The sequence below is a fragment of the Metabacillus sp. Hm71 genome (genome assembly GCF_051842955.2).
GTDB lineage: Bacteria > Bacillota > Bacilli > Bacillales > Bacillaceae > Metabacillus.
On sequence record NZ_CM200278.1, the window covers coordinates 3,225,302 to 3,249,900 of the forward strand.

Consider the following 24,599-nt stretch of genomic DNA (forward strand, 5'->3'; position numbering starts at 1 on the left):
TTGATTGGTTTTGAAAGTTCGCAAAATAAGATGTCCTGAATGTGGAGTATGGTTCGAAGAAACAGACATGATTTATATCAATGAGCATTACACTTTGATGCATGAAGAGTGCTCGCAATCCACACTTTCCCCAATTATGAATAAAGGAACTTATTAATAGGACAAAGATATTTTAATTGGTCAGTTAAGCCCCTCCATTAAAAGAGCTCTATTTTAATGTAAAATTAGTTATAAACAATTATATTTTGAAGATTTTGTATTAAATACATTTGCTCCAATCAAGGTTCCCTTGCACAATATAACTATCATTAAGGCCGTTTTATTACGGTCTTTTTTGTGTTAAATATATATAATAAAGAACATCATGTATCAAATAGGATGTGTTTAATTTTTATTCTGGTACTCTTACTTTGATTGCAAACCTACAAAATTATTGGTTTCGAATTATCGATTTCTAATTTTCAAATGTTATATTACGAAATTGTAAAGATTTATTTTAGTAAAAAAGATCTAATTATTGCTAATCAATCAAAAAACAAAGTTGATCCTTAGTAAAAACAAGGCCAATAGTTGGATGTTTTTACAAAAAATAACGATAATTCATATCCTCTGTATTATTTTAAGAATAGGAATTAGAAATTTACACTAAGTTTTATTTGCTTATGATATGATTTAAAAGTAATGGCCATTACATACTAATTGATTAAAGTAAAGATTACTAATATCAAAATACCTACTACTTTTGTTTAATTAAAGTTATAAAACCAGTTTTGCCAGTATCAGTACTCTTAAGAGTATAAAAATCCATAATTAATGTTATCAAAGAAAATAAATCAAAATTAAATAAGAAAGGAAAATAATCAATGAGAAATTCTTTAATAAGTGTTATTGCTATACTTATTTGTGTATTCTCTATTTTTACAACGAATCCCGATTCGGCACGGGCTTCTGGTAACACATGTTTATATGTCCTTGGAACAGTTGAAGGGAAAACTGTTACAACTCCTGCTGTCCTAGTTACAGTTCCGGAAAATGGCGTTGCAGTAAATCCGGTACAAGTGCATGTTGATCCTGCCAATCATAAAATTCTTGGCTATTCCTTATCGACATCAGGATTAGATGAAAATACTGAACCTCAATCTATTTATGTTCCTGGTAATTCTAAGGAGATCCCTTCTTATTCTGTTACATTAGAGGATTTAAATATTGAAAATAAAACTTGTGTCTCTTTTGGAGTTACCACTCCTGCTATACCGATTTACATTCCTGAATCTACTTTGCAGATCCCTGGTATTATAGCTGATGTTCCTAGTGTTACTTTAAACATTTTGGGCGAAAAAAGGGTGGTTAATGGTCAAGTATTCAGTATCGAAGGAAAAACAATTGTAGTTCCTGGTGTGACAGAAGTTGTGCCATCACAAACAGTTGAAACACCAGATCAAAGCGTTACTGTAAATATAAATGGTCAATTGACCAGTGCGCACTATTTAACTCCACAATAAAAACTGTTTGCATTATATTTTAAAAAATAAAAAATGCCTATGTTTATGCTTATCAATAGCATAATAAGGCATTTTTTTATATGTTAGAAAATATTATAATTATAACAGTAAAAATATTTACAGAGAAATAAAAAATACCCCTTCCTAAGGAAGGGTATTCTAGGGGAGAATTACTTACACTACTTTCTTAATAGTTTCCATTTTACAAAACCTTATACCACCATTTACGCTCTTTGAGCCATGTTTCAAATTCTTTTCGATTCTTTGGCGATAATCCACCCGTTAATGCTGTAGGGTTTGACCCATCACTTGTATATTGAATTTGCGCCCACCATTTTTTATCAACAAAATACTTGCCGATTTCAGCAACCATTTCGGGTGATAAACCGCCTGTTCTAATTTGCACGCTTTCTACTGGATCAGATTTTGGTTCAAGTAATTTCTTGCCTAAAATTGTTTCAGCAATAGCTTTACAAATTTCATCGAACTTACTTTTGTAAAGTACAACATCTGCTTTTGAATCAACAAAGCAAACCTCAATTAAGATTGCAGTTTTCTTTGTACCATTTAAGAACCCTAGGTTTGTACGTTTTTTAGCCCCACGGTTTTTTAATCCACTGGCTTTTGCAATTGCTGCAGCTACTTTTTCTGCAATAACCTTTCCAGATTCTGAAACATAAAGAACCTCCGCACCACGAGGATCATTCGTTTCTGAAGCAGCGTTAAGGTGAACTGAAACATCTAAATCACGGCTCTTACTATTGTGATATCTAACAATGTTATGGATATTGTCGTCTTGATTTTTAGATGTATTATCATGAAATTCATATACAGTACAATTCATTTCTTTTAAAAAGTCAGCAACCTTACTAACAATTCTTCTCGCCTCATTTAACTTCATTAATAAATGAATTAGCTCCACTTACATATTTACCGTGACCAGATGAAATAACTAACTTCACCATTAATATCCTTCTCCTCTCAAAATAAAAAGTCACCGAATGGCAGCTTATTTTTTGATTAAACCTTGAGCTTGTAATGCTTTCTTTTGCAATTGACCTTTCTCTGTCACATAGTTGTTTTTGAACCAGGCAATTATTGAAAACACTATAGTAAATAACATAGTTCCAACTAAATAAATACCATCTATAAATTCGACCCTCTTCTATTGGAATTGGTGATTTCCCAAACATTATGAGTGACTGATTTATTAGGGCAACAAAAAGAAGCATCGTCCGAATAAACATGCTCTTTGTCTAAGTTATTTATCAAATTTTTCATTTAAACCTCTCCCTTATTTTCAATTTTATCGAGTCGTTTATGAGCTTGTTTTGAGCTTTCTTCCACTCGAACAACACGGTCTGATAAGTCCCTTACCCGTTGTTCATTCGCTCTAATATCAATCCGTATCGATTCTACACCTTGACTTATATTATCAAGTTTTGTTCGGATCACAGCCGATACAGTTGCATCATTTTTAACGTCTTTATCTCGATTTCGGCTGAATGTAAAAATGCCAATCAAGAAACTCCCTATTGCGATTAATACTGTGATTTCAACAGCCATCTAACTCACCTTCTTATTGGCAAAATAAAAAGCCACCATTATGGTGACTTTTTATAAATTATTAATTAGCCATTTTGAGAAAGGTAACTTTAAGGTACTATTTAGACGAAATATAAAGGTTGAATTTTTTCCGAATAAAAGCAATACAAAGCAATATTATTGGTACGATTATTTGTAGTGGAACGTGGAAATATGGTACAAAGTAATCCAATCCAATTTCTAAGTGTTCGGGAAAATTATTTGCTATTAATAAAGATAAAGGGGTAATAATAGTGCCTAAAGCAAGTAATACCGATTTATACTGTTTTAATTTGATTAACTGAGAAATCCCAACAGCAGCACCAAATGTCCAACCCCCAACCTTAAAAAATACACCTGATACCATCATTAAAATAATTAATGCGTCAAATCTTTCAAGGAAATCTGCTATTGTAACCATCCGTGTAGCTGAAAGAAAAGGGAACCAATCTCTTCCATATATTTCAGGACCTAGAACGCACAAAATAATTATTGCATTTAGTGTTAGTATTAATCCACTAACTAAAATTATTGAATTTCCTACCTTTCTGATATTACTTTTGTTATTTAAAAACGGAAAAAACATCATGATAATAATCGTTTCACCAAATGGGAAGTTTACAACACTAGGGTAAACCTCTTTCAATACTGGTTTTAAACCATTGCCTAAAACAGGAGTAAGGTTTTTAATAGTAAAGTTCTCTACACTAAATAATAAAACCCAAACCACAACTAGGGACATAATGTAAATTGGAAAGACTGTTTCTCCCATTCTTCCAAGGGTCTCAACTCCCCCACGCAGACAATAAATCACTAATACAATAAAAAATCCGATTATAACCACCATCGGGGTTTCTACTAATATGGTAGTGTTAAGTAAGGCACCAAGATCTCGACATGCTCTTGCTGCAGAATATATAAAATGCAAAATATAGAGAATGATCAAAGGAAAAGATAGATACTTTCCAATTATTTTAGGTAGCATTGTAACCAATGTATCATCTGGATAATATAGTGATAATTTGGTAAATACACCCATTAATATCAAACTCGAGAGCATACTGAATATTATTACTATCCATGAATCCTGTTTAGCCCCTGCACCTAATCCTAAAATAATCGCAGTTCCAAATTCAAAACCAACAATTACGTAAAAAAGTTGAAGTGCACTTATTTTCTGCTCCTTCATAACGTCTCCTCTAGAATAAAAAAAGCCCTGATTTATCTATATCAGAACGGAATTTCCCTTTTTTCTTATTATTTCCAGCAAAGAACTTATGCATACTTAAAAGGAATAGGTACATACTAAATTTCTACCTATTTTTAGACTTTTTCTTATAACAATCCTATACCATTAAATAAGGAAAATGCGTTTCTAATTATCCTAAAAACTCACCCATTGCTATATTTCTAATTATTCATTACTGAACTGTTGCCATCCAATCTGATCCATCCCAAATTAAAGTGATAGCCTGTTCATTACTCAATAACTTATTTGCTGCACCATATAAAATGGCATTATACGTAAATCCTGTTCGGATTGTAATAGTATTCGCTCCAGAACCACTATTTCGAATAATGAGTAACTGACCACGTTTATATCCATCAGGTAATGCACCCGTAGTCCAGTTTCCTGTTGTCGACCTTAAACGTAGATAAATAACGTCATTTGCATTTTTAGCTATGTTAGGAATCTGATTATCTGCAGTTTTCTTCCAGAAGGTTAATTGGATTATTACGCTTAAAAGCAAACCATACTTTCACGTAATCTTCTTTGTTAACTGATGAACGTTTTGCTCATGCTGAGAATATAACTTTAAACTGATATCGCAGCATAGCAGTAAATTTACGTTCCATTGTGATACATTTATTTTCGAAAGCCCGTAATTACTGCTTTAAAGCTACGCCTGTAGAATCCCCACTAAAATTTTCATCTGTAAAATCTACTGATTTAGCAAAACGCAAAATATTCTTTTCTAACCGGTCCAGATGATGTTCAATCAAGGCATCGTTAATATCCTTGGTTAAAAGTCATCATGCTCGCCAAGTAATTCAATGATCTTACCTCGTCTAAGTGTTTCTTCTGTTCCATCATCAGCTGTTAATCCTTTAAGGACTAAATAAGCTAATCGATATTGCTCTATCTCGTTTGATGCATCGGACAATGTTCGATCGTAGGCATCAATCAATGCTAGTACTTTTTCTGCATCGCCTTGCTGCTCTTTATTGTTTTCTAATCCGAAAAGAGGATTAAAATCAAATAAATGCTCTTTCACCTCTACCAGGTTAAAATCACCTTTATCACCTGTTGCCTAAAAAAAATAAATATACGTATCGTTATAAAACTCTGCATGTATTTCATTCTCTAAAGCATTGTAATACCTAATCGAATACTCTGGTGAATGAATCTCGTCACCTAAAAAGATTACCTGCCAAGGATCAATGTTTTTTATCCTTTCATATCCTGTATCCTTCTCGATGTAAGCCAATCTAGCAGCCTTACCGCAAATAGAAGCCATTTTTCCCAGCTCAGAATCTTCATCCTCAACATAATTACGCGTATTAAAAGTATCAATATCTTCTTTCACTTTTGAGGTTGTTCCTTGCTCTCCTCCGTCGTCATATTCATACGTAATCGGATGACCTAGAAAATAACCAATCTTGGTATCTACTATATCGGCATCAAAAGCATTATTTAGCATGTTGTTTACTTTATTATCTAATCGGCGCATTGTGTCCAATTTAAAATCTTCATAATCGATAATAGTCCGATTCAAGATTGGTACACCTTCTGCACTTGCCTTATATCGCTCATAAAGCTTTATCATTCGTTCTCGATCTTCCTTATGCACAGGAGAGTTGATAATTTCCTTAAGGAGTTCAGGCGTTATGTTGCCGTTTAGATCTTTAATTTTCTGTAAGTACTTCTGCATGTTCTCACCTACCTTCGATGTTCGTCTTTAAGGTTCCTGATTTCTACGTCATCAAGTCCATACCAAATGGCCGAGAATGTATGAGGATCTATGTTACATTCATCCTCAATGATTTCTCCGTCTTTATCCACTGCAAAGGTTAAATCCTTCAATTCTCGAATTACATCAGGACATTGATCAGAGCAAACCATTTTCTTAAATCTTTTTACCTTTTTGGTGTACTGGATCCGAGAACCAGCAAACTTTCTTGTAGGCATCATCCTAAAGCCATTTTGTCTGAAAAACTGAATGTTTTTGGCTCTGCACTATCAGCTTTGATCAGGACATTCTTTAAGTCTTTTAATTCCTCGGCTGTTTTATCGTCAGTCATTCCATTTTTGTAATATTGCCAATAGATATAAAGAATACGTTCTTTCAAATCTTCTGCCATTCTTACAACGGCGTTATATGAATTAACGAATCCAAAATCCATACCGGTTTTGAAAAGAGGTCTTCTTATCGCTTCAATTGCCTTTTCTACCTCTTCGTGTTTCCAAACTTCTAACTGTGGCAGCACTAACTTTCCGTTCACACCAAAACGACCTTTACGAGCAACTCTGTAAAGGTCTGGGTCATGTATCTTTAAGTCTTCTAACTGTTCAATATAACTTTCAGGCAAAAATAAATTATCATCAGCTGTTGAGTGATGATAATATGTGCTGTACAGTATGATCGTCTTTTTCTCATATAGTTCTTCATCGTTAAGGACAAAAAAGTTATTCGCTTCATCTTTGAAAAAGTGTTTATAGGACCAATTTCCTTTACTAACGGGGTTAGTAGAAAGGATCATATGCAACTTTAATGTTGGATGCCTTAAACGCCCTAATAACTCCTTAAAGTCATCGTATTTGACCTATGAACATTCTTCTACCCATATAATTGATACATTGTTGATTGATTTTAACTTGGCTGGCTTGTCCATTCCCTTAAAGATGATTTTTGAGCCATTAGGAAAACGTATCTGCATCGGGGAGCTTATACATCGAATATTATCATCTAGCTCCAAATCGGTTATTATTTCTTCAAGCAAGGAAAAAGTAGAATCTCTATGAGTATCATAAACTTCTCGAACAACTAATGCTGTTCTTTTCTCTTCAAGAAGCTTAAGAATGAGCTTAAGAGCTACATGATAACTTTTAGAGGAACCATAACCACCAACTAGGAAATAAAACTTCTGAGACCAATCAAAGAGAAAGTCTTCAAAGTATGGATTGACCTCTTTTTCGATCATGAATCCATTTCCTTTACTCTTACGTTTAATGAGAATTTCGATTGGTTTATCATCAGAACCTTTAGATATTTTATCGACCTCTGCTTTTGTCTTCTCAATATTTAAACGCATATACTCCAATTTAAGTCGTCTTTCATCATAGCTGTGTAGTTTATTAAACTGCTTTATAAGGCTCCTTAGTTCAGACATTGCCCTGGACTGAGCATTAAGAAAAGTAGCATGTTTATCCCATGCAAACTGGATTTCCCATTCTGTTTCCATCATTTCTTGATCTTCAGACATAATGCTCTTTTGCTTCTTAATCTCTTTTGTTACGTCTGCTTGATCTTTAACAAACATAATTTGTTGAGCTCGGATATTGGCAGCATATTGAATCTGTATCTGATCCCATATTAAATCAGCTGCTGAACGTTCATGCATAGATTCCATTATCTCTAATGTTTCTTCTGGTATAAACTTAGAAAAGAAACCGTGGGTAACAGCATTCTGATTTCCTTTAGGAGCACCACCATTATTGCCTTTTGCATTGATATTTCCTTTTGGTGCGCCTCTCCTTTTTGTGTGCACACTTTTTTCTTTGGGTGCACCCCTTTCACGATTCCAGCCATAACGCTTTTTCCATGATTTAACCGTGTTGATGGAAACCCCATACTTTTCAGCAATGTCTTTGTATTTCAAACCTTTTACATAATCTTTTTCAGCGTGTACATATTTTTCAGCCATGCTACATCACCGCCACCCCCGATAATTGAGTTGTTCAGGAAAATAAAAAAAGCACCCCGAAGGATGCATACAATTTAGAGAAAGAACCAATATAACCTAATTAGCAGCTTGATAATCAGGTTCCATTACAATTACATTGATTAGCTTAATATCTTTCATATTAAATATCTGATAAATATTTTGTTCGTCTGTGAACTCTACAATACCTTCTTGGATTAAGTCCTTTATCACATTCTCTCTAGAGTCCGATTCTACTATTTGTGATACTAAAAAACCCTGTTCAAAGTAATAATTAATTTTATATTTATTCATTTTATCAACCCCCGAGCATAAAGTACGCCACTAAAGGGGTGTTTTTGACTATAAAATCCTTCAACTAATTAATTTTCCATATCTAATATGTAAATAATTAATCAAATAGAAAACGCCTATTCGACGAATAGACGCTTTCTTTGATATATTTCGTTAATACCCTAATATCACTGTTAAAACCTAATACTCTGCCGTTCTCCTGCCAAAAATCTGCCGTTTTTCTAACAAAATCCAACTAGCTTTTGGCCCATATATTCTTATCATGAATTTTAATTTCCTCATATATATATGATTCCTCTACTTTCAAGTCTGAAGTATCATCTATGTTTAAAATAACTTCAAATCCTACATTTGCAAACCATTGTTCTTCAACTAACATTACCCAATCATTCCAATCAGCATCTATAATTGATAAATTTCGCTCTTCACTTATTTCAATCACTTCTGTTTTAGGTAAAAAGTATTCAAATGGAACAGAAAAGGTTTGAGTAAAATATATATAGATACTTCCATCGCCAAATACATTTGCTTTTCTAGGGAAAATTAATGGCCCATAGCTTTCAATATTTAATATGTTAGGTTCCGTCGATTCCCCATTTATTTTATTATTGATGAGTTCAGTAATAGATGATTCTATTTGTTGTTTATAACTATCAATTACCTCTCGTAATAATTGCTTTATGTTTGTATTAAGTTGTTCATTGAATTCCTTTATTTTTGGAAGTAAAGGCTGAAGAAGTTTTTCATTCAAATCCCTAAAGTTTGCAACAACTTGTATTTTTTTAATGTCAATCTCATAGTCCTCAATGTCAGAAATTAAATCATCAACTAATAATAATTCTTTATTATTTCTTATAACAAAATCACTATCACTATTAACAAATATGATTTTGTCGTATTTTTCATGCTCATCTTGTAAGTAAGTTAGATATGAACTCCAAATAAGATTATCCCTAAATCCTCCGCCTTCTTTGGTAATTCGGTTATTTTAGCTTTACCTTCGCTCAAAACAATGGCAAAACTTCCTTTTAAATGCCCTTATGTTGTCCATTATTGTGTATTTGATGTCATTCAGCTTAATGGTATTAAGGTATCTAACTTACCGTTGCTCTCTCGTAAGGAACTTTTAAATAAAATAATTCCCTCTAATCATTCTTATATTGCAGTTGTACAATGGATTCCTGGTAATGCTAATGCCTATTTTGATTTGATTAAGCAGCAAGATCTGGAAGGTATTGTGCTTAAAAAGTCTGATTCTGTTTATGATGTTGGTAAACGTTCATACAATTGGTTAAAAGTAATCAATTATCAGTATGAAGTTGTTTACATTACCGGCATTCGTAAAGATGAATTTGGTGTATTATTATCATTCCTTGACGGTAAACCAGCTGGAATAATTGAGTTTATACCAACAAATGATCGTAAGAAATTATACTCCTTGTCTAAAGTTCACTTTGAAAATGACAAGTTTCTATTCATTGATCCTATTAAATGTCGTGTGAAATATCGAAATCTAACTAAGCAAGGAAAATTACGTATACCTTCAATTGTGGATTGGTTATAACTCCACTCTTTTAAAAAGTCAGGTTTCCACCTGGCTTATTTATTTAGCTTTTTCCTTTAACTGTATTTATCTAATAATTTTCCTTGGAAAAATAATGTTTATATCTTGTCTAATTAATTGGTTTAATTCATCAAATAAAAATAGTAAAATAAATACATGTTTAATTAGATAAAGGCAAACCTTTTGAAAAATAGGGACGCAAAGCTCCAGGTCTAAGGTTTTAAACTAAGATGGCTGAGCTGCCTAAAATATTTTTATATTTTAGGAGGTCAACAGTGTTAATAGAATTAATAAAAGAAAAAGGGTTAGACAAAGATTGGACTGAACTTTTTTTACATGCCCTTGAAATAGGTATTTCAGTTGATGAAATAATAGAATTCTTCAACCAAGAATCTAGACCTAAATAGGTCTTTTTTTCTTACCAACATTTATCTATTTCATTAAAAGAAATCTGCAGCCTTATAAGAAAACATACTATTGAACACATCCATCGTTTAAGATATTGTTAATTTCAATAATTTTCATCAATTTGTCTTTCTTTTTCTTACAAAAATACCCATAATTATAATCATATACTTTAGGAGGGAATTTATTTGAATAAAAACTTAGATATAAAAAATTTAGACAATGAATGGATTAATCTTATTTCCACACGCATTAGAATCAGGCATCCCTGTCTCAGAAATCAAAGAAGTCTTATCCAAAATAAACACCTCAAAGAATTGACATATATTTTGTATAATCCCAATATGATTGGTACATTAACCAACAAAGTAAAAGGTAAAGCCTCTATTTATCCTTTGCTATTACATCATAGCCTTGTACCCTTTTCATCTGGAAAAATAAGATTTGAACATAAATTAGAAGATGACACATTCAAAAAAATTTTAATCACACCTTTGTAAATTCAGGGTAACACCCTTGCCTATTATTTCGGATTTTCCTTGAACTACGACACAATTATCCTTGAAATTCTTTAATGCGTTATTTACACTTTAAGTAAAAAAGGATGGATAATATTGTCTTTAATTATTTTCTTTATAGCACATATAATTCTAGGATTGTTCTTAATCAGTAAATTTAATAGATTACCCAAACCTATATTCACGTTTCTTATTACTTTCTTTATAATGAGCTTTCTTTATTTCGGCTCTTCATTTATATAAAGCCTTTATTTCGCTTTTTACGTCAATTTCCCAAAAGGGAAAGAAACTTCCACTTTCCCTATTAATATTTAGATAAATTTAAAATCTAACTTTTTTATAGACACATGTGGAATCCCTAACTTATCTCTATTTTCATTAATTCGGAACTTACCTTTTTCGCAATATTCCTCTAATAGTTCAAACCCTATCCAATTCCGTTTTGTATTGTCACAAGCAATTGCGGTCGTAAATCCTCCCATACAATTATCAAGGACTAGATTACCTTGGTTTGTAAAGTTTTTATTAAGTACTCAAATAACGCCACAGGCTTTTGAGTGGGATGAAACGTATTACTATCACGTGGAAAATTCAATATAGATTTCGGATAATTCGTATGTGTAGTCGTGTATTCCTGTAACAAACTTTCATCTTCAGGTTTGAAAATCCCACCTACATTTTTCCTTTTATTCTTTCTACTTTTAATAACGGAAGTAATCCTTGCGGATGATAGGTGGTAACTTTTTATAAAAAACACAAATGTTCTCATGGTTTTTCAATGGCATTCTTTTGGAATTTTGAAACCCTGTTGTGTGTTTTTCTTTTTTCCATATCCATTCATAGCGAAACAACTTCATGTTACTTGCTATAAGTTTTGTGGTGAATGGTTGACTTGCCGTCAATACGATTGCTCCATTGTCCTTAATTATTCTTTCATATTGCTCCCATAGTTGATCGAAAGGAATTATTTCATCCCATATACAGTTGGTGGTACCGTAAGGTAAATCACATAGGATCATATCAATAGACTTATTATCTATTTGCTTCATCCCCTCAATGCAATCCATGTTATAAATTGTGTTTAAATCTAAACTCATTTACATTTTCCTCCCATAGCAATATAATAGGTTTTAAAAGAACGTATGTTCTACTATGAGAGTCCTGCTTAGTATATCTCATTTTTTATCAAGCTGTTTTTTGTAGCAAGACTAGAGCAATTTTTATAAGTATAATCCTTTTTATATTCATCCGATTATTGTTGATTCTTGCCGATAAATGTCAAACTATTTTTATTTAAAATTTGAACTATTCATAGTACTATCAACATAAGATTACAAGATATGGAATTTTAATATTAAGGAGTTGGTCTGGTTGAAAATTAAAGCCTTAATTTGTTTTTTTACCAGGAACCACAAATATAGTTATTATTCTGACAGCTGTGTTAGATGTGGAAAGAAGAAGAATAGAGCTGCATAATGTAGCTCTTTTTTCTTTTAACCTCTCCTCTTACGTCTTATTTCTCATTTATTGTTAATAATTAAGCATTCTTTTGAATTATTATTTTCCATGTTTGGCCATTTCAAAGTTTTCAAGCTAGACATAGTATGTATTAACTCCTTAAAAAGGAGGTGATACATGATGTCAGAAGGTTATCGTTTTAATTTTGCTTTAGTCGTGGTTCTTTTCATCCTTTTAATTATTGTTGGTACATCCTTTAGAGGATACTAATATATTAAAAAGAATGAAGGCTAAAAAGTAATGCTAACATCTCTTCTATTTTGAAGCGTGATGTATCACGCTTCTTTTTTCATCCCAATGTTACTTAAAGTTCCTCCGTATTACTATCCACTTTGGAGCTTCCCAATAAAGGGGGCTTTTTCAATTTCAATAAAATACATTTGATCTAATTTGCGACATGTGTAATATCATGTGCGAATTGACCATTAAGCATTAAAAATGATTTTTTTCTTGTCACATACGCCGAGATTAAACATAAACTTTTACTGCAGCAAAACATTACATTGCACTCCAAGCGATGGACTAATTAACTGTTATCTCTTTGGATAGCAGTTATTTATTATTTAGGTGTTATTTTTTATTAGGTTTTCTCATATATTTATATTGTTGATCGCACCAACGTGAAGAAATCGTTCGACCACTATTAAGTGGTCGTTTTTTAATATTCTAAATATCAAAACTCTCGATGCTTTTGAATTATTAATGTTTTGAGTAAATAAATTAGGCTTTTATTAGGAAAATCGTGACATCCGTCTATACACCAAATACCTACTCTGCATATGTTGGTCTTGATCAGATTAAACAAGGGAGAGATTTTTGTGGATCCACGATTAGCTCAACTTCTTCAAAAAACAAGTTTGTACGGAACTTTGGCAAAGTTTTACGAACATATTGACCCAGAAAAACACATTTATTTTTACAAAAAACATATAAAGTATGAAATGCAATTGGTTCAGCTTTATTGGGCATTACACAGTAGAGAAGACTATCCAGTTTGATTGTTAGAGGAGCCAATTGGCTCCTAACCTATTTAATGTATTTTCCTACATAACATTAAGTTATTCTTTAAGGAAAATCTAAAACTTATTATTTTTACTACCAACTTGAATAAACCCAACAACCAAGACTACAAGAATAGCGTATATAATTAAACTCTTAATCATAAAAGAAATCCCCACCCTGTATCTCAGATTTTATGCAAAATGCGACATTAGTTCTTTTTACTAATTGGTTTTTTATCTTGGTTCAACAGAGAATATTAAGCATATATTGTTAGTGCAGCAAGCATTAACATGCATTCTAATCTTTGGACTAATCTAACTGTTATCTTATCGATAGCAGTTTTTTTGTTAATAGTCATTTTCTATAAAAATTCACATATTTTATATTGTCGATCGCACCGACGTGATGAAATCGTGCGGCCACTTATATGTGGTCGTTTTTTGTCTATATGTTCACTAAGCTTTTTATCTCCTGTTAAAAAGTTAATTTTTGTCTTTTTCTATTGTTTAAATGATACAATTTACATAGCTCAATATTTCTTGTTTTTGAAAGGAGAAAATATACTTGGAAAGTTTATTGCAAAAAATTAATTTATTAGATTTAGTGACTGATATAACTGAATATAAGAATTTTGTCGTGTCTGAAGTCAATGATCATGTTTTAAGAATTGCTGTGATTGATGGAGAATTTCATTGGCATGAACATGACACAGACGAATTATTTATGGTACTCGAAGGAGAACTCATAATTGACTTAGAAAATGATAGAACATTTAAATTACTACCTGGTGAAATTTTTAATGTACCAGCACATACGCAACATAGAACACGATCTAATGGTAGAACTGTAAATCTCTGTTTTGAGAAAAAAGATACCGATATAAATGGATCTTATTAAGTACCAATATCTTGGTGCTTTTTTAATGCGCAGTTTACGTAAAGACCACATTACCTCCTATTAAACCGATTTCTCCTAGGGGTTACCGGCAATATATTTTTGGAGGAGGAGATTTAGAATGAATCCAGTCGTAGGTCTGGATGTTTCAAAAGGGAAAGTGAAGTTTAAGGATTTTTAGACAAAGGAAAACCTTATCGTAAAAGCTTTAGTATCCAACATGATCTCGAAGGTTTAGGTTTATTACTTGAGTTTCTTAAGGAAATAAAGGATATGACCGGTCAGCAACCACCGGTTGTATTGGAATCTACAGGGCATTATCATTCTCCAGTTGTTCAGTATTTGGAGGAACGGAATTATTTATTAATAATCGTCAATCCATTGATTTCTCATAGGGCCAAAAGTTCAAGTTTACGAAAAGTGAAAACTGATGCCGTTGATGCTTATCGCCTCTGTGATCTCTACTATAAAGAGGAGTTAGAACCCTATAAAAAGCGTGGAATACAACTTTTAAACCTTCGTAATCTCACAAGGCAACATGCGAGTATAACAGAGATATATGAACAAACCAAGTTACAATTTCAAGCAGTATTAGATCAAGTATTTCCTGAATATAAAGGGGTTTTTGGTGACTTATACTCTGTAATCTTTCTTACTCTGCAAAAATATCCTACATCAAATGATATCTTAGCTGCTAGTGAGGATGATTTGGCTAATGGGATAAAAGGTTTATATAAGCATGGATCAAAAAAATGGATAAAAGAAAAGGCACAAAAACTTAAGATTGCGGCAGCTCGTAACCCATTTCAAAAGAACATGTACCAAAGTCATTTGTTGAGTATGAAAATGTATATTAATATGCTTCTTCAATACAAAGAGCATCTATCAACGTTAGAGGCAGAGATAGATACTCTCGCTAAAGAAATTGAAGAATATAAGATTATCCAATCTATCCCTGGTATTGGTGAAAAAATCGCGGCAACGAATATTTCCGAAATTGGTGAGATAGACCGATTTAATCACCCTGAAAAGCTAGTCGCATTACTAGTGCGAATTACGAAACGTGGTTCTAGTAGACTACGGCATACCTTGTATATGGCTGTTCGTGCTGGAATACGTGACGCTCGTAAAAAGAAAACAAGTGATGAGATAATCCCTAGGAATAGGAGATTAAGAGAATTTTACGATAAGAAACGCAGTGAAGGTAAATTGTATAAAGTAGCCGTTATTGCTGGTGTTAATAAGCTCTTACATTGGATCTATGCGATATTAAAAAATAAAACCACTTTCCAAGATATTGCTTAGAAACTACAACTAACCAAATACAGAAAAACCTTCCAAAAATAGTCTAACGGAAGGTTATTTGACATGCGCATTTTTAGTATAACATGAGGAATTTCTGATTTTTAAGTGAAAAATGTTGACAAACTATTAGCTGGTTTAGTTCAAAGCCGACGACTATTCAAGTATTAATTTCGGATTGTACTTTTTATAATCTTTAAAGACTTTTTCGTGATTTCCCATCATGATAGTCCTCCCATAGTGGACCGATGTATTTTTCTAATGTTTTAACAATAACATCTCTTTGGCTCTCTTCGATATTTGTAATATCATTTGCAATATCATTTCTGACTCGTATAAGCACAAATAAAGGGGGTAAGTCAGTCTCACGAAAAGCCTTAATCAGGGATTCTTCTTGTGGTGTAAAATTCATTAAGCATTCTCTTCCTTTCCAGTTAGATTTGATAGTTTCTTCATTGGCATCTGGGGCAAAACTGATCTACTTCTTCCCCATTTTTAAAATTCGTAAAGTAAACGGAAAACCCTTGTTAAATAAAGCTGAGTCGTTAGCTTAAGTTACATTTCTTCTCAATCTTTCACGATTCAATTTAAAGTGTTATTTAACAATCTGGCCCTATACAAAAAGACGCGTTACTCGAAAGACACGTTACTCGAAAAACGCGCCCTATTGTAGCGTAAATGATAGAAAGTATCAAAATTCATTTTTTCCAATTCTGAATCTCTATAATATTCCCTTCGGGATCTTCTGCATAAACAACTGTTAATACACCAAGGGAATCGTACTCTTTTTTTTCTAAAGCTCCATATTTCTTTCCACCGCATTCGATTAACTTATTCAAAACTTCTTCAACGTTATCCACTACAAATGCAATATGTCCAAATCCTTGATAGCTAATATTTGATGGATACCTCTCAGGGTTTTCTGGATAATATTGAAAAATCTCTAAAGTTGGCCCTGCATCGTACCCAGGTAAGGTTAGGTGGATGCCTTTAATACTAACATTATCTATATTAGTTACTTTTTCTATCCATTTACCAGAAAGGTCCCTTTCGGGAAATACAGGCTTACAATCAAAAACCTTAACATAAAAATCAGACAATCTACGCCAGTCTTTTGCAACAATGTTTGTGTGAGCATATTTAATTGACACTAAAATCTCCTACCTTTGTTAAAAAAATAGCACGCTTTAACATATCATCTTAATGGATAATTTACCTCTTACCAAGAAAGTTTCTCTTTTTATTACATAACTTTTACATTTCAAGGTGAATTATCGTTTTCTTCCTTATTAGAATATTATATTATATTCTTTTCCCCCTTTTTAATTAAGGGGTTTTATTTTACAATATAGTAGGAACGAGTGTTCTAGTTGTGTGTTTGGACTCTACTAAAATATACCATAAATCATCAGAAATATAAGCAATAATTAATATGAGGTGATTTCATCCGTACAGCTATCTACATTCGTGTATCAACGGATGTACAAGCGAAGGAAGGTTATTCCATTCGAGCATAAACTGACCGTTTAAAAGCCTACAGTGTCTCTCAGGGTTGTTCTGTAGTTGATTTTTTTATTGATGATGGTATAAGTGCCAAGGATATGAGAAGACCTGAATTAAAGCGAATGCTAAAGCATATTGAGCAAGGACTAGTCGATTGCGCCTTAGTCTACCGTCTTGACCGTCTAACTCGTTCTGTAATGATTTATATAAACTCTTAGAAATATTTGATAAATACAATTTAAATTTAAAAGTGCAACTGAGGTTTATGATACTACATCTTCAATGGGTCGAATGTTTATCACAATTGTTGAGCTCTTGCACAATGGGAACGCAAGAACCTCTCAGAGCGTGTCAGTATGGGGATGGAGCAAAAAGCTAAGGAAGGTAAATGGGTTATGAACCTCCCCCCTTTCGGTTATGAAATTGATAAAAAGAACGATACTCTTTTAATAAATGAAGAAGAAGCTGAATTCGTCCGTAAGATTTATAATCACTATTTATCTGGAAAAGGTATGCTTAAAATAGCAAATGAATTAAATTTACTGAATGTCAAAACTAAAAGAGGTAGTGTCTGGACAAGAGAAAAAGTTCGTTATATCTTAGGAAATCCTGTTTACATAGGAACAATGCGTTATAACTACCGAGTTAATACTGAACAGTATTTTGAAATTGAAAATGCTGTCCCTGCAATCATAGATAAAGATATTTTTAATAAAGTACAAAAGATTAAAAAATGAAAGAAGTGTTGTACATCCAAGATCTGCAACAAGTAAGTTTATTTTCTCTGGTGTTGCCAAGTGTTCAAGATGTGGAGCTCCTATGTGTGGTAAATACGGTGGTATGACTCGTGGCAATAAAAAGTATGTATCGTTGTCTTAGTATGTTTGCTCTAACAAAGCTTTAGGTTTATGTGACCAGAAAAATATGTCTGAACGATTCATTGAACAACACTTTTTAAAGGAACTTGAAAAGTAAAAATAGAAACTGATATCTTGACCGATGTTTCATCTACTAAAGATGCAGATCGAGCAAACCATAAAATTACATCTTTGCGTGCTGAATTGGAGTTATTAGAAAAAAGACGTAAAAAGTGGCAGTATGCCTGGGTAAATGAGATGTTAACTGATGAGGATTTCACTAAGAGAATGAATGAAGAAAACTTAAAAGAAGAGGAAATTAAAAAACAGCTCTCTTCCCTTCAACCTATCAATGAAAAAATGAGTCCTAATGAAATGATCGAGGTTTTAAACAATGTTCGTGAAAATTGGGAACACATGGACTCGCTTAAAAAGAAAATGTTACTTCAAATGCTTGTACAAAGAATTGATTTAGATAAAGTCGAGATAGGCCGGTTGTTGAGAGTTTAAAGATAACCAACATAGAGTTTTATTAATTTTTTAATACTCGGATCCTTCTTTAACGGAACAGGAATATTAAATAAAAGAAAATTCAGTACTACTGTATTTCCTGGGTATGTATAAAGATTGATATTGATAGTTGCTGATTTTAAGGTGCAAAAAATACTGTAAAATAAATAATACGTAATATTATTCGATCGTTAATGATGTATCCAAAACCAAAAAGCGAGCTAAACAGTCACCATTTTTCGCGTGTAAATGTGTAATTATATGCAATAAAAGCAAAATATGAGGGATATAAAAAATAGTACAAGGGGTACCTTAAAAGTAGGGGAATATCCCCCCCTACTTTTAAATCATCCTATCTTGTGACCATTTCATAATACCTATCTAAACAAAACCATAATTTGGTTAGGACCTATACGCTCCATTACTCGATACCCATTTTCAGAAGCAGTTGCGATACCTTCGTCATTATGTTTACAGTACCCATTAACTTGACATGTTCCATCATCTCTGACACGAAGTTTTCCCAATAGAGCAACTGCAACCCATTCCGGTCTTTGAGAACGGGGGATATACTCTTTCGTATGGTCCCAGTCAGGATTTAAAATGGGTTGCTTTTCTGTTCGTTTCGGAATGCTAACATTCCCACCCGTATCTTTTTCCGCTGGAATTACAACATCATGGTATTGTATTCTCCCCCATTCATCCGTTACATATTTATCTTTCCATCTTAATTCCCCACTGTCGGCTAGGACAGCCGGATCAGCAGTTACAATTCCTAAGATATAATCGTCAGTAGTTTTGGCTTTTCGTATTTTCTTGCCCTCTAACGTAACAAAATACCCAACATTAAACGGCTGCCCATCAACCGTCTCGAACATTTCTGCATAATCGGCATTGCCCGTGAACCATCCCCTATCGGCAATGCCTCTTCCATCGCTTAATATTTTTGCTGCGAGGGATAAGTTGGATGAATCCGTTCCGTTTGCGAGATGCCAGGAATGAGTGTCTGTAGCATTTCCAAAACGCCCCATTATATGGGCACCTTCTTTATTATTTGTACTTGTAAATCTTCCTTCTGCATGGGAGTAGTTAGCATCTGCTTTTGTATCAAACCCTTCCGCATGGGAAGATATCGCACTGGCTTTGTTATAAGCTCCTTCAGCGTGGGAAGCAAATCCACTAGCGTTGTTACCATCACCTTCTGCATGGGAAGCGCCTCCAGTGGCAGAGGAATATAGACCTTCCGCGTGGGAATAATCTCCTTTGGCGGTAGTAGAGCTACCCTCCGAATGGGCAGCGATTCCAAAGGCAGTTGTTCCAGTTCCTTCTGCATGAGCTGCCTCTCTTAAGGCTTTAGTAAAACCCCCTTCTGCATGGGCTCGAATCGCATCAGCTCTTGTTCCTTCTCCTTCTGTATGGGTATTCTTAAAAGCAGCAGTAGTATTTTCTCCTTCTGCATGGGCCGCGGATCCAAAAGCAGTTGTTCTGACTCCTTCCGCATGGGAAGCCTCTCCACTAGCGGTAGTATTATTTCCTTCTGCATGGGCTGCTTCTTTAATGGCTTTGGTTTCCTTTCCTTCCGCATGAGCAACATCACTAGCAGTAGTATTTTTTCCTTCCGCATGTGCTGCAATACCAATGGCATCGGTACTATCTCCTTCTGCATGGGCAGCATTTTTGTTAGCGAGGGTAAAACTTCCTTCCGCATGGGCATTGCCTTCACTCGCGGTGGTAGATTGACCTTCTGCGTGGGAAGCAAATCCAGTTGCTTTAGTTGCAAATCCTTCCGCTTCAGCACAATTTCCTTCAGTTGTACCACAACTTCTAACAACCTTTTCATTTAACTTTTGATTCTGATCTGTACAAGACTTCTTCTCATTTTGGTCAAACATTAAATCAACCTCCTCTTGATTCTTGCCAATCATTATGTTCACCCACTTCGCCACTTTTAGAACTGACTTATTTCGGTAGTTAGTGGAAAGGGAGACATAGACTGTAATTTGGAATTTCAAGAAGGTTGGGTTTATACTACTATTAAAGAAAATATTTTATCTTACATCCTCTGTGGAGAAGACCATTTTCAAGGATGGATATCGGGGTGCTTTGTTCAACAGGATAAGAAATTGCATGGTCCTATTGTCTTGACTGGGTGTCTTGTCCTGACAATAGGACCATGCATTATTAAACTAAGTCTAATTCTTACTTATTTAATATAAAGTTTATTGATGTCTCCTCATATTAAATCTTTACTTTAAAAATAATATATCGTGATAAAAAGACAATAAAAGCTGAAACGTCTTGTGTTACAAAAAATTAAAATAACTTATCTAAGCCTAAGTGCATATAGAGTATCAACAAATTAATATTTTTTGGGAGATGAAATGTAATGCATCCAACTCCACTAATCACTTATTATGATCCACAGGCATATTTTTCATTTAGACCAAATCCTTTTCTTTATGGTCCATGGGTTTCTTATGTGCCACTCAACCCGCAACCTCTACCTCCGGTTTTTTATGTCCCACTCAACCCACAACCTCTACCTCCGTTATATTATTATTAAAAAGAACATTTAATAAGCCGTCCATTTCTTTTGACGGCTTTTTTTGTGTTAGTAATATGGGATCATTGGTGTTAACAATTGGTGGTATTGTTTGGATATAGTGAATAAGCAAGTGCGTCGGGTTATTACTATACTACAAAATGGAAGATGGGACGGGATTGTCACTGAACGTATGGGAATGAGGTATTACTTTCAATTGATACTTATCGAGGAGAGACCAATGGACAAACCCTGCGGGACTTTATCTTAATGTAAGTAACCTTAAAGCAAGCTTATGTAATGCTTACTTTTGCAAGTAGGCTTCTGAAGAAGCTACACACTGCATAAAAGGGTCTTATGCGACCATTCTATCTAAAAAGCACCGTTAGTTTAATAACTATCCGTTTTATGGTTATTCTTTTTAAATATTATGATCATTATGAGATGAATCATGCTAAAAAAACGAAAATGAAAATGGGACATTTTTACCGTCAGAGTGTATTTGCCCAACTTATTCGTGCGTGTATTTTTTAGTGTTTTACCATTTGCTTTTAACAAGGTATAGATAGGCAGAAGCATAGAGATTATCTTTTTAATTTAGTAAGGAGGTAACTGTAAACATTCCTATTCTCCATCTATTGTGGAGTTCTCCTTCAGGGTAACTTCTAATATATTCGATAAAAACAATCCGTTACAAAGGAAACTTTGCCAATTCAACACAATTGGGCTTATTGTTTACCAAAATGTAAAAAATTAGAGAACATAACTTTCACCATTTTTTCAAAAGTTATTTAATGTGCGGTAAGCACAATTGATGTGGTATCTATTTCTTATAGGGAGTGATAATATGCCAACTACTGTAGTCAATCGTCCTAATACAAACCTTTCTGAAAGAGACTTCAATCTCTTAGCAAAATTAACGGAAGCTGAAGCTGGTGGAGAAGGGTATGCAGGAAAAGTGGCTGTTGCAGCATCAGTATTGAATCGTGTTAAAAGTGGAGACTATCCAAATACGGTTCGCAATGTAATATTTGATCGAGGACAATACTCTCCTGTTGATGATCGAAGACTTTATGATGTCAATCCGAACCAAGAAACCATTAATGCTGTCCGGGATGCATTAAATGGAGCCGACCCTACCAATGGTGCAACTGTGTTTTGGAATCCAACCAAAGCACCTGGAAACAGTTGGCTAAACTCAAGACCTAAAACTAAAAAGATAGGTAACCATCAATTTGCAAGACATAAATAAATTGGTATTGTAAATACAACAAATTGGGGAGATTAATGCCCACAAAAAATGTTGAAGTCCGTTGTAGAGATTATGATGTGGTATTTATTGACTCGCAAACAAAGTAGTGGAATGCGTAATAAAACTTTTTAAAGGAGAGAAACCTATGCCTCAAGAGACTTCTCAGTTAATGGTCCGTGGTGGTGGCAGATTGAGTGTTCGCTCTCATCCAGGAGATGACCAAGGGTCATACAACATACTTGGATGTTTTTTCGATAAAGCAACAACCAATCCTTTTCGTCCTGGTGAGGCTAAGTGGTCTGATGGTCGTTTTCTGAGCAATGATGAGCCGGACATTCTTCAACAGGAAGTTGCGGCGGGCGTCACTTCTGCCGATTGGTTCACAGATTTAAGGGATCCGAAAAAGATCTGGAGTTTCCATGTTGTTAATACCAATCAAGGTGTTTTCAAGGTTATAAGCGCAGAACCCGTACAGATACCTCCAGATGCTATACCTGATTAGGTAGTACTCTATCACTATGTCTTGCTTAGATTACCATCATACGAATAAAATTTAAGTTTAACAAATAAAGGAGGACTTATCATGAGCAATAGATTAATAGCAATATCTGGCGCAATTCATGTTCAAGATTATGAACCTGAACCTTTTGCTGATAATGAACACGCACACGGTAACTTTACTAAAACCCTCTTTATAGGCGATGCTCAACCACAAGGATTCACAGAAATTCCGTCACCAAAGGTTTGTGCTGGCGGTGAGATTTGGCCTGAATACAAATTAACAGTAACCCGCGTCAGCCAAGCAGGAGACGTAAACGTCACGGTTGATGGGAAACTTTTTGAGGGGGATAGTTGTGATACAACGGATCATGATGGATCCGCTAGCCAGACTTTTACTGTACAGCCAAATACAACGATCACTCATACCATTCATATGTCGAATACAGATGAGGGTGACCCTGAAGACTTTGCAGACTTAACTTTAACTGTTGCCAATAATCCTTCTCCTTTTTAGCAATGTAAGTACCCTGTACCTTAATGAGGTGAAATTGGACTCTGCCCGAGACTTACACTCGGGCATTGTAATTACTTTCACTAAGACAAAACCATACTGCTAGCATTGGTCCGAAGCTTTCGCTTCAGAGCTGAATAGACCGTTGAAATCCCTAAGTTCACCTTCAATTCTACTTGTATTGCTCGCTGTTCATTTGTAGAGTAAATACGCCAATGAACATCCCCTCCGCGCTTGCATGCTGAGCGAGCATGTTCCAATAGAGTGAGTAAATAATTTAGTAAGTTTTGTAACTGAATTAAGTTGCTAACCCACACACATTAATACGTTCTTCTATTCAGACAATTGTAAAATGGATCCTTCCAAGGTCACTTCTACCAGGTGCTATGTCATCCACCTGATTATTTATCCCCCAAGTTTTTCCTTAGCACTCATCTGAAGAAAGGTCAAATTTCATTAAACAATTTTCAAAGCTAATATGCAAAAGCGGACTCTATAATAATTAGAAAAAATATACAAGTGTTAAACATTGCAGTAAGAAAAATACTAATAGCTGTATTTAACTAAAAATAAAAGGAGATATTGAAGTGATAACCATTAATAAAGACTTTATCCCAGTTGGAAGCTCTAATCGTCCTGGTACGATCATTAATCCAAAATATATTACGATTCACAATACTGCAAATAAAAAACCAGGTGCTAACGCACTAATGCATGCTACTTATTTAAAAGGATCCGATGCTAGGGAACGAGAGGTAAGTTGGCATTACACAGTTGATGATAAACACATAATTCAGCACCTGCCTGTTGGCGTTGGAATTACTGAAAAAGGTTGGCATGCTGGATCCGGTAACTCAGTTTCAATCGGTATTGAAATTTGTGAGCATGAAGGAATTCACTTTGATAAAGCAGTTATTAACGCGCAGAAATTGATTGTTCATCTCATGTCTGAGTTAAATATTCCTGCTGATAACGTTGTGCCACATAAAAAATGGACCGGTAAGGATTGTCCTCATGTAATTCTCCATGAATGGGGTGGGTTCCCTAAGTTTGTTTCTCAAATAAAACAATTAGCAAATAACCCTGTAACTATCTAATAATGACCAGTTTTGTAACAAAAAGAAAATTCATTTTCTAATTATCTATCTTATTTGAAAGAAATATACCCATCGAAACAGACACTATCATAAGAGAATCTTGGCAGGAAATGGTTCTTCTGTGTCTCTAAGATGGGTTTTAAGAATAAAATTTTATTGAATTCTTCATCGAACTATTCCAGACAAAAAGCGAATAAACTTGGTATTTTTTCTGAAGATGAAATCCTTACGTGTGATTTCGCTAAGTTAATTGTTTAGACCCTTCTAAACTAAGATAATCTGATTGAGTAATTTCTTAT

General features: G+C 34.0%; 25 protein-coding genes, 6 pseudogenes and 1 riboswitch. Of the genes and pseudogenes, 16 read left to right on the plus strand and 15 right to left on the minus strand.

Annotation, left to right across the window (positions count from 1 at the left end; genetic code table 11):
- The first annotated feature begins 10 nt into the window (after positions 1-10).
- Together ACSVDH_RS15720 and ACSVDH_RS15725 are read left to right on the plus strand one after the other, a co-directional pair.
- The gene (locus ACSVDH_RS15720; RefSeq protein WP_439251210.1) at positions 11-157 is read left to right on the plus strand and encodes a hypothetical protein; all 147 of its coding nucleotides are present in this window, start codon (positions 11-13) and stop codon (positions 155-157) included.
- Positions 158-863: 706 nt separating this feature from the next.
- The gene (locus ACSVDH_RS15725; RefSeq protein WP_439251211.1) at positions 864-1,502 is read left to right on the plus strand and encodes a hypothetical protein; all 639 of its coding nucleotides are present in this window, start codon (positions 864-866) and stop codon (positions 1,500-1,502) included.
- Positions 1,503-1,704: 202 nt separating this feature from the next.
- Here ACSVDH_RS15725 and ACSVDH_RS15730 read toward each other — a convergent pair whose 3' ends face one another.
- The 11 genes and pseudogenes from ACSVDH_RS15730 to ACSVDH_RS15780 all read right to left on the minus strand — a co-directional run bounded on the left by ACSVDH_RS15730 (position 1,705) and on the right by ACSVDH_RS15780 (position 9,075).
- On the minus strand, positions 1,705-2,403 hold the full coding sequence (locus ACSVDH_RS15730) for an N-acetylmuramoyl-L-alanine amidase (protein ID WP_439251212.1): 699 nt from the start codon (positions 2,401-2,403) through the stop codon (positions 1,705-1,707).
- 108 nt (positions 2,404-2,511) lie between these two features.
- A pseudogene (locus ACSVDH_RS15735) lies at positions 2,512-2,749 on the minus strand (phage holin).
- A 34-nt stretch (positions 2,750-2,783) separates the two neighbouring features.
- A complete protein-coding gene (locus tag ACSVDH_RS15740) occupies positions 2,784-3,068 on the minus strand; it encodes a hypothetical protein (protein ID WP_439251213.1) in 285 nt (94 codons plus the stop codon).
- 97 nt (positions 3,069-3,165) lie between these two features.
- A complete protein-coding gene (locus ACSVDH_RS15745) occupies positions 3,166-4,275 on the minus strand; it encodes a GerAB/ArcD/ProY family transporter (protein WP_439251215.1) in 1,110 nt (369 codons plus the stop codon).
- Positions 4,276-4,507: 232 nt separating this feature from the next.
- Positions 4,508-4,837 carry a hypothetical protein gene (locus ACSVDH_RS15750; protein ID WP_439251216.1) on the minus strand — a complete coding sequence of 110 codons (330 nt, stop codon included), beginning with the start codon at positions 4,835-4,837 and terminating at the stop codon, positions 4,508-4,510.
- Between the two features lie 136 nt (positions 4,838-4,973).
- Positions 4,974-5,090 carry a phage portal protein gene (locus ACSVDH_RS15755; RefSeq protein WP_439251217.1) on the minus strand — a complete coding sequence of 39 codons (117 nt, stop codon included), beginning with the start codon at positions 5,088-5,090 and terminating at the stop codon, positions 4,974-4,976.
- Positions 5,091-5,110: 20 nt separating this feature from the next.
- A pseudogene (locus tag ACSVDH_RS15760) lies at positions 5,111-6,019 on the minus strand (phage portal protein).
- Positions 6,020-6,027: 8 nt separating this feature from the next.
- Positions 6,028-7,289: pseudogene (locus tag ACSVDH_RS15765) on the minus strand (PBSX family phage terminase large subunit).
- A gap of 3 nt (positions 7,290-7,292) precedes the next feature.
- A pseudogene (gene terS / locus ACSVDH_RS15770) lies at positions 7,293-8,012 on the minus strand (phage terminase small subunit); the annotation flags it as partial.
- A 96-nt stretch (positions 8,013-8,108) separates the two neighbouring features.
- Complete coding sequence (locus tag ACSVDH_RS15775; protein WP_439251218.1) at positions 8,109-8,324, minus strand: hypothetical protein; 216 nt, start codon at positions 8,322-8,324, stop codon at positions 8,109-8,111.
- A gap of 235 nt (positions 8,325-8,559) precedes the next feature.
- Positions 8,560-9,075 carry a hypothetical protein gene (locus ACSVDH_RS15780; protein ID WP_439251219.1) on the minus strand — a complete coding sequence of 172 codons (516 nt, stop codon included), beginning with the start codon at positions 9,073-9,075 and terminating at the stop codon, positions 8,560-8,562.
- A gap of 261 nt (positions 9,076-9,336) precedes the next feature.
- Here ACSVDH_RS15780 and ACSVDH_RS15785 point away from each other — a divergent pair, with 261 nt between their 5' ends.
- From ACSVDH_RS15785 to ACSVDH_RS15795, 3 genes are all read left to right on the plus strand, one after another.
- Complete coding sequence (locus ACSVDH_RS15785) at positions 9,337-9,888, plus strand: ATP-dependent DNA ligase (protein WP_439251220.1); 552 nt, start codon at positions 9,337-9,339, stop codon at positions 9,886-9,888.
- Between the two features lie 163 nt (positions 9,889-10,051).
- A riboswitch (cyclic di-GMP riboswitch) is annotated at positions 10,052-10,135 on the plus strand.
- 28 nt (positions 10,136-10,163) lie between these two features.
- Positions 10,164-10,295, plus strand: coding sequence for a DNA-binding anti-repressor SinI (sinI, locus tag ACSVDH_RS15790; RefSeq protein ID WP_439251221.1), 132 nt, complete (start codon positions 10,164-10,166; stop codon positions 10,293-10,295).
- A 186-nt stretch (positions 10,296-10,481) separates the two neighbouring features.
- Complete coding sequence (locus ACSVDH_RS15795; protein WP_439251222.1) at positions 10,482-10,793, plus strand: hypothetical protein; 312 nt, start codon at positions 10,482-10,484, stop codon at positions 10,791-10,793.
- A 329-nt stretch (positions 10,794-11,122) separates the two neighbouring features.
- Here ACSVDH_RS15795 and ACSVDH_RS15800 read toward each other — a convergent pair.
- Positions 11,123-11,908: pseudogene (locus ACSVDH_RS15800) on the minus strand (DNA-methyltransferase).
- Positions 11,909-12,449: 541 nt separating this feature from the next.
- Between ACSVDH_RS15800 and ACSVDH_RS15805 the strand changes: the two are divergent.
- The 4 genes and pseudogenes from ACSVDH_RS15805 to ACSVDH_RS15820 all read left to right on the plus strand — a co-directional run bounded on the left by ACSVDH_RS15805 (position 12,450) and on the right by ACSVDH_RS15820 (position 15,530).
- A complete protein-coding gene (locus tag ACSVDH_RS15805) occupies positions 12,450-12,539 on the plus strand; it encodes a YjcZ family sporulation protein (protein WP_439251545.1) in 90 nt (29 codons plus the stop codon).
- A gap of 608 nt (positions 12,540-13,147) precedes the next feature.
- Positions 13,148-13,327 carry a hypothetical protein gene (locus ACSVDH_RS15810; protein ID WP_439251223.1) on the plus strand — a complete coding sequence of 60 codons (180 nt, stop codon included), beginning with the start codon at positions 13,148-13,150 and terminating at the stop codon, positions 13,325-13,327.
- 580 nt (positions 13,328-13,907) lie between these two features.
- Positions 13,908-14,228 carry a cupin domain-containing protein gene (locus ACSVDH_RS15815; protein WP_439251546.1) on the plus strand — a complete coding sequence of 107 codons (321 nt, stop codon included), beginning with the start codon at positions 13,908-13,910 and terminating at the stop codon, positions 14,226-14,228.
- Positions 14,229-14,346: 118 nt separating this feature from the next.
- A pseudogene (locus tag ACSVDH_RS15820) lies at positions 14,347-15,530 on the plus strand (IS110 family RNA-guided transposase).
- A gap of 193 nt (positions 15,531-15,723) precedes the next feature.
- Here the strand turns inward: ACSVDH_RS15820 and ACSVDH_RS15825 are convergent.
- Positions 15,724-15,939 (minus strand): hypothetical protein, encoded by a 216-nt coding sequence (locus ACSVDH_RS15825; RefSeq protein WP_439251224.1) that lies wholly within the window; start codon positions 15,937-15,939, stop codon positions 15,724-15,726.
- Positions 15,940-16,225: 286 nt separating this feature from the next.
- Positions 16,226-16,678 carry a VOC family protein gene (locus ACSVDH_RS15830; RefSeq protein WP_439251225.1) on the minus strand — a complete coding sequence of 151 codons (453 nt, stop codon included), beginning with the start codon at positions 16,676-16,678 and terminating at the stop codon, positions 16,226-16,228.
- Between the two features lie 423 nt (positions 16,679-17,101).
- Here ACSVDH_RS15830 and ACSVDH_RS15835 point away from each other — a divergent pair, with 423 nt between their 5' ends.
- From ACSVDH_RS15835 to ACSVDH_RS15845, 3 genes are all read left to right on the plus strand, one after another.
- The gene (locus tag ACSVDH_RS15835; RefSeq protein WP_518618315.1) at positions 17,102-17,248 is read left to right on the plus strand and encodes a recombinase family protein; all 147 of its coding nucleotides are present in this window, start codon (positions 17,102-17,104) and stop codon (positions 17,246-17,248) included.
- 144 nt (positions 17,249-17,392) lie between these two features.
- Positions 17,393-17,767 carry a recombinase family protein gene (locus ACSVDH_RS15840; protein WP_439251226.1) on the plus strand — a complete coding sequence of 125 codons (375 nt, stop codon included), beginning with the start codon at positions 17,393-17,395 and terminating at the stop codon, positions 17,765-17,767.
- 255 nt (positions 17,768-18,022) lie between these two features.
- Complete coding sequence (locus tag ACSVDH_RS15845; protein ID WP_439251227.1) at positions 18,023-18,397, plus strand: hypothetical protein; 375 nt, start codon at positions 18,023-18,025, stop codon at positions 18,395-18,397.
- Between the two features lie 377 nt (positions 18,398-18,774).
- On the opposite strand, the gene ACSVDH_RS15850 is transcribed toward ACSVDH_RS15845, so the two are convergent.
- Positions 18,775-20,289 carry a peptidase G2 autoproteolytic cleavage domain-containing protein gene (locus tag ACSVDH_RS15850; RefSeq protein WP_439251228.1) on the minus strand — a complete coding sequence of 505 codons (1,515 nt, stop codon included), beginning with the start codon at positions 20,287-20,289 and terminating at the stop codon, positions 18,775-18,777.
- Between the two features lie 1,497 nt (positions 20,290-21,786).
- On the opposite strand from ACSVDH_RS15850, the gene ACSVDH_RS15855 reads away from it, so the two are divergent.
- The 4 genes from ACSVDH_RS15855 (at position 21,787) to ACSVDH_RS15870 (ending at position 24,300) form a co-directional block, all read left to right on the plus strand.
- Positions 21,787-22,191, plus strand: a complete 405-nt coding sequence (locus ACSVDH_RS15855; RefSeq protein WP_439251229.1) for a cell wall hydrolase — start codon at positions 21,787-21,789, stop codon at positions 22,189-22,191.
- A gap of 145 nt (positions 22,192-22,336) precedes the next feature.
- Positions 22,337-22,693, plus strand: a complete 357-nt coding sequence (locus tag ACSVDH_RS15860) for a hypothetical protein (RefSeq protein WP_439251231.1) — start codon at positions 22,337-22,339, stop codon at positions 22,691-22,693.
- 81 nt (positions 22,694-22,774) lie between these two features.
- Entirely contained in the window at positions 22,775-23,206 is a 432-nt protein-coding gene (locus tag ACSVDH_RS15865; protein ID WP_439251232.1) for a hypothetical protein, read from the plus strand.
- Positions 23,207-23,790: 584 nt separating this feature from the next.
- A complete protein-coding gene (locus ACSVDH_RS15870; protein WP_439251233.1) occupies positions 23,791-24,300 on the plus strand; it encodes a peptidoglycan recognition protein family protein in 510 nt (169 codons plus the stop codon).
- The last annotated feature ends 299 nt before the right edge of the window (positions 24,301-24,599 follow it).

Coding starts and splice junctions, on each gene's coding strand:
- ACSVDH_RS15725 (WP_439251211.1), top strand. CDS start 864: ATGAGAAATTCTTTAATAAGTGTTATTGCTATACTTATTTGTGTATTC.
- ACSVDH_RS15730 (WP_439251212.1), bottom strand. CDS start 2,403: ATGAAGTTAAATGAGGCGAGAAGAATTGTTAGTAAGGTTGCTGACTTT.
- ACSVDH_RS15740 (WP_439251213.1), bottom strand. CDS start 3,068: ATGGCTGTTGAAATCACAGTATTAATCGCAATAGGGAGTTTCTTGATT.
- ACSVDH_RS15745 (WP_439251215.1), bottom strand. CDS start 4,275: ATGAAGGAGCAGAAAATAAGTGCACTTCAACTTTTTTACGTAATTGTT.
- ACSVDH_RS15775 (WP_439251218.1), bottom strand. CDS start 8,324: ATGAATAAATATAAAATTAATTATTACTTTGAACAGGGTTTTTTAGTA.
- ACSVDH_RS15785 (WP_439251220.1), top strand. CDS start 9,337: ATGGCAAAACTTCCTTTTAAATGCCCTTATGTTGTCCATTATTGTGTA.
- ACSVDH_RS15805 (WP_439251545.1), top strand. CDS start 12,450: ATGTCAGAAGGTTATCGTTTTAATTTTGCTTTAGTCGTGGTTCTTTTC.
- ACSVDH_RS15825 (WP_439251224.1), bottom strand. CDS start 15,939: ATGAATTTTACACCACAAGAAGAATCCCTGATTAAGGCTTTTCGTGAG.
- ACSVDH_RS15840 (WP_439251226.1), top strand. CDS start 17,393: ATGGAGCAAAAAGCTAAGGAAGGTAAATGGGTTATGAACCTCCCCCCT.
- ACSVDH_RS15850 (WP_439251228.1), bottom strand. CDS start 20,289: ATGTTTGACCAAAATGAGAAGAAGTCTTGTACAGATCAGAATCAAAAG.
- ACSVDH_RS15855 (WP_439251229.1), top strand. CDS start 21,787: ATGCCAACTACTGTAGTCAATCGTCCTAATACAAACCTTTCTGAAAGA.
- ACSVDH_RS15860 (WP_439251231.1), top strand. CDS start 22,337: ATGCCTCAAGAGACTTCTCAGTTAATGGTCCGTGGTGGTGGCAGATTG.
- ACSVDH_RS15865 (WP_439251232.1), top strand. CDS start 22,775: ATGAGCAATAGATTAATAGCAATATCTGGCGCAATTCATGTTCAAGAT.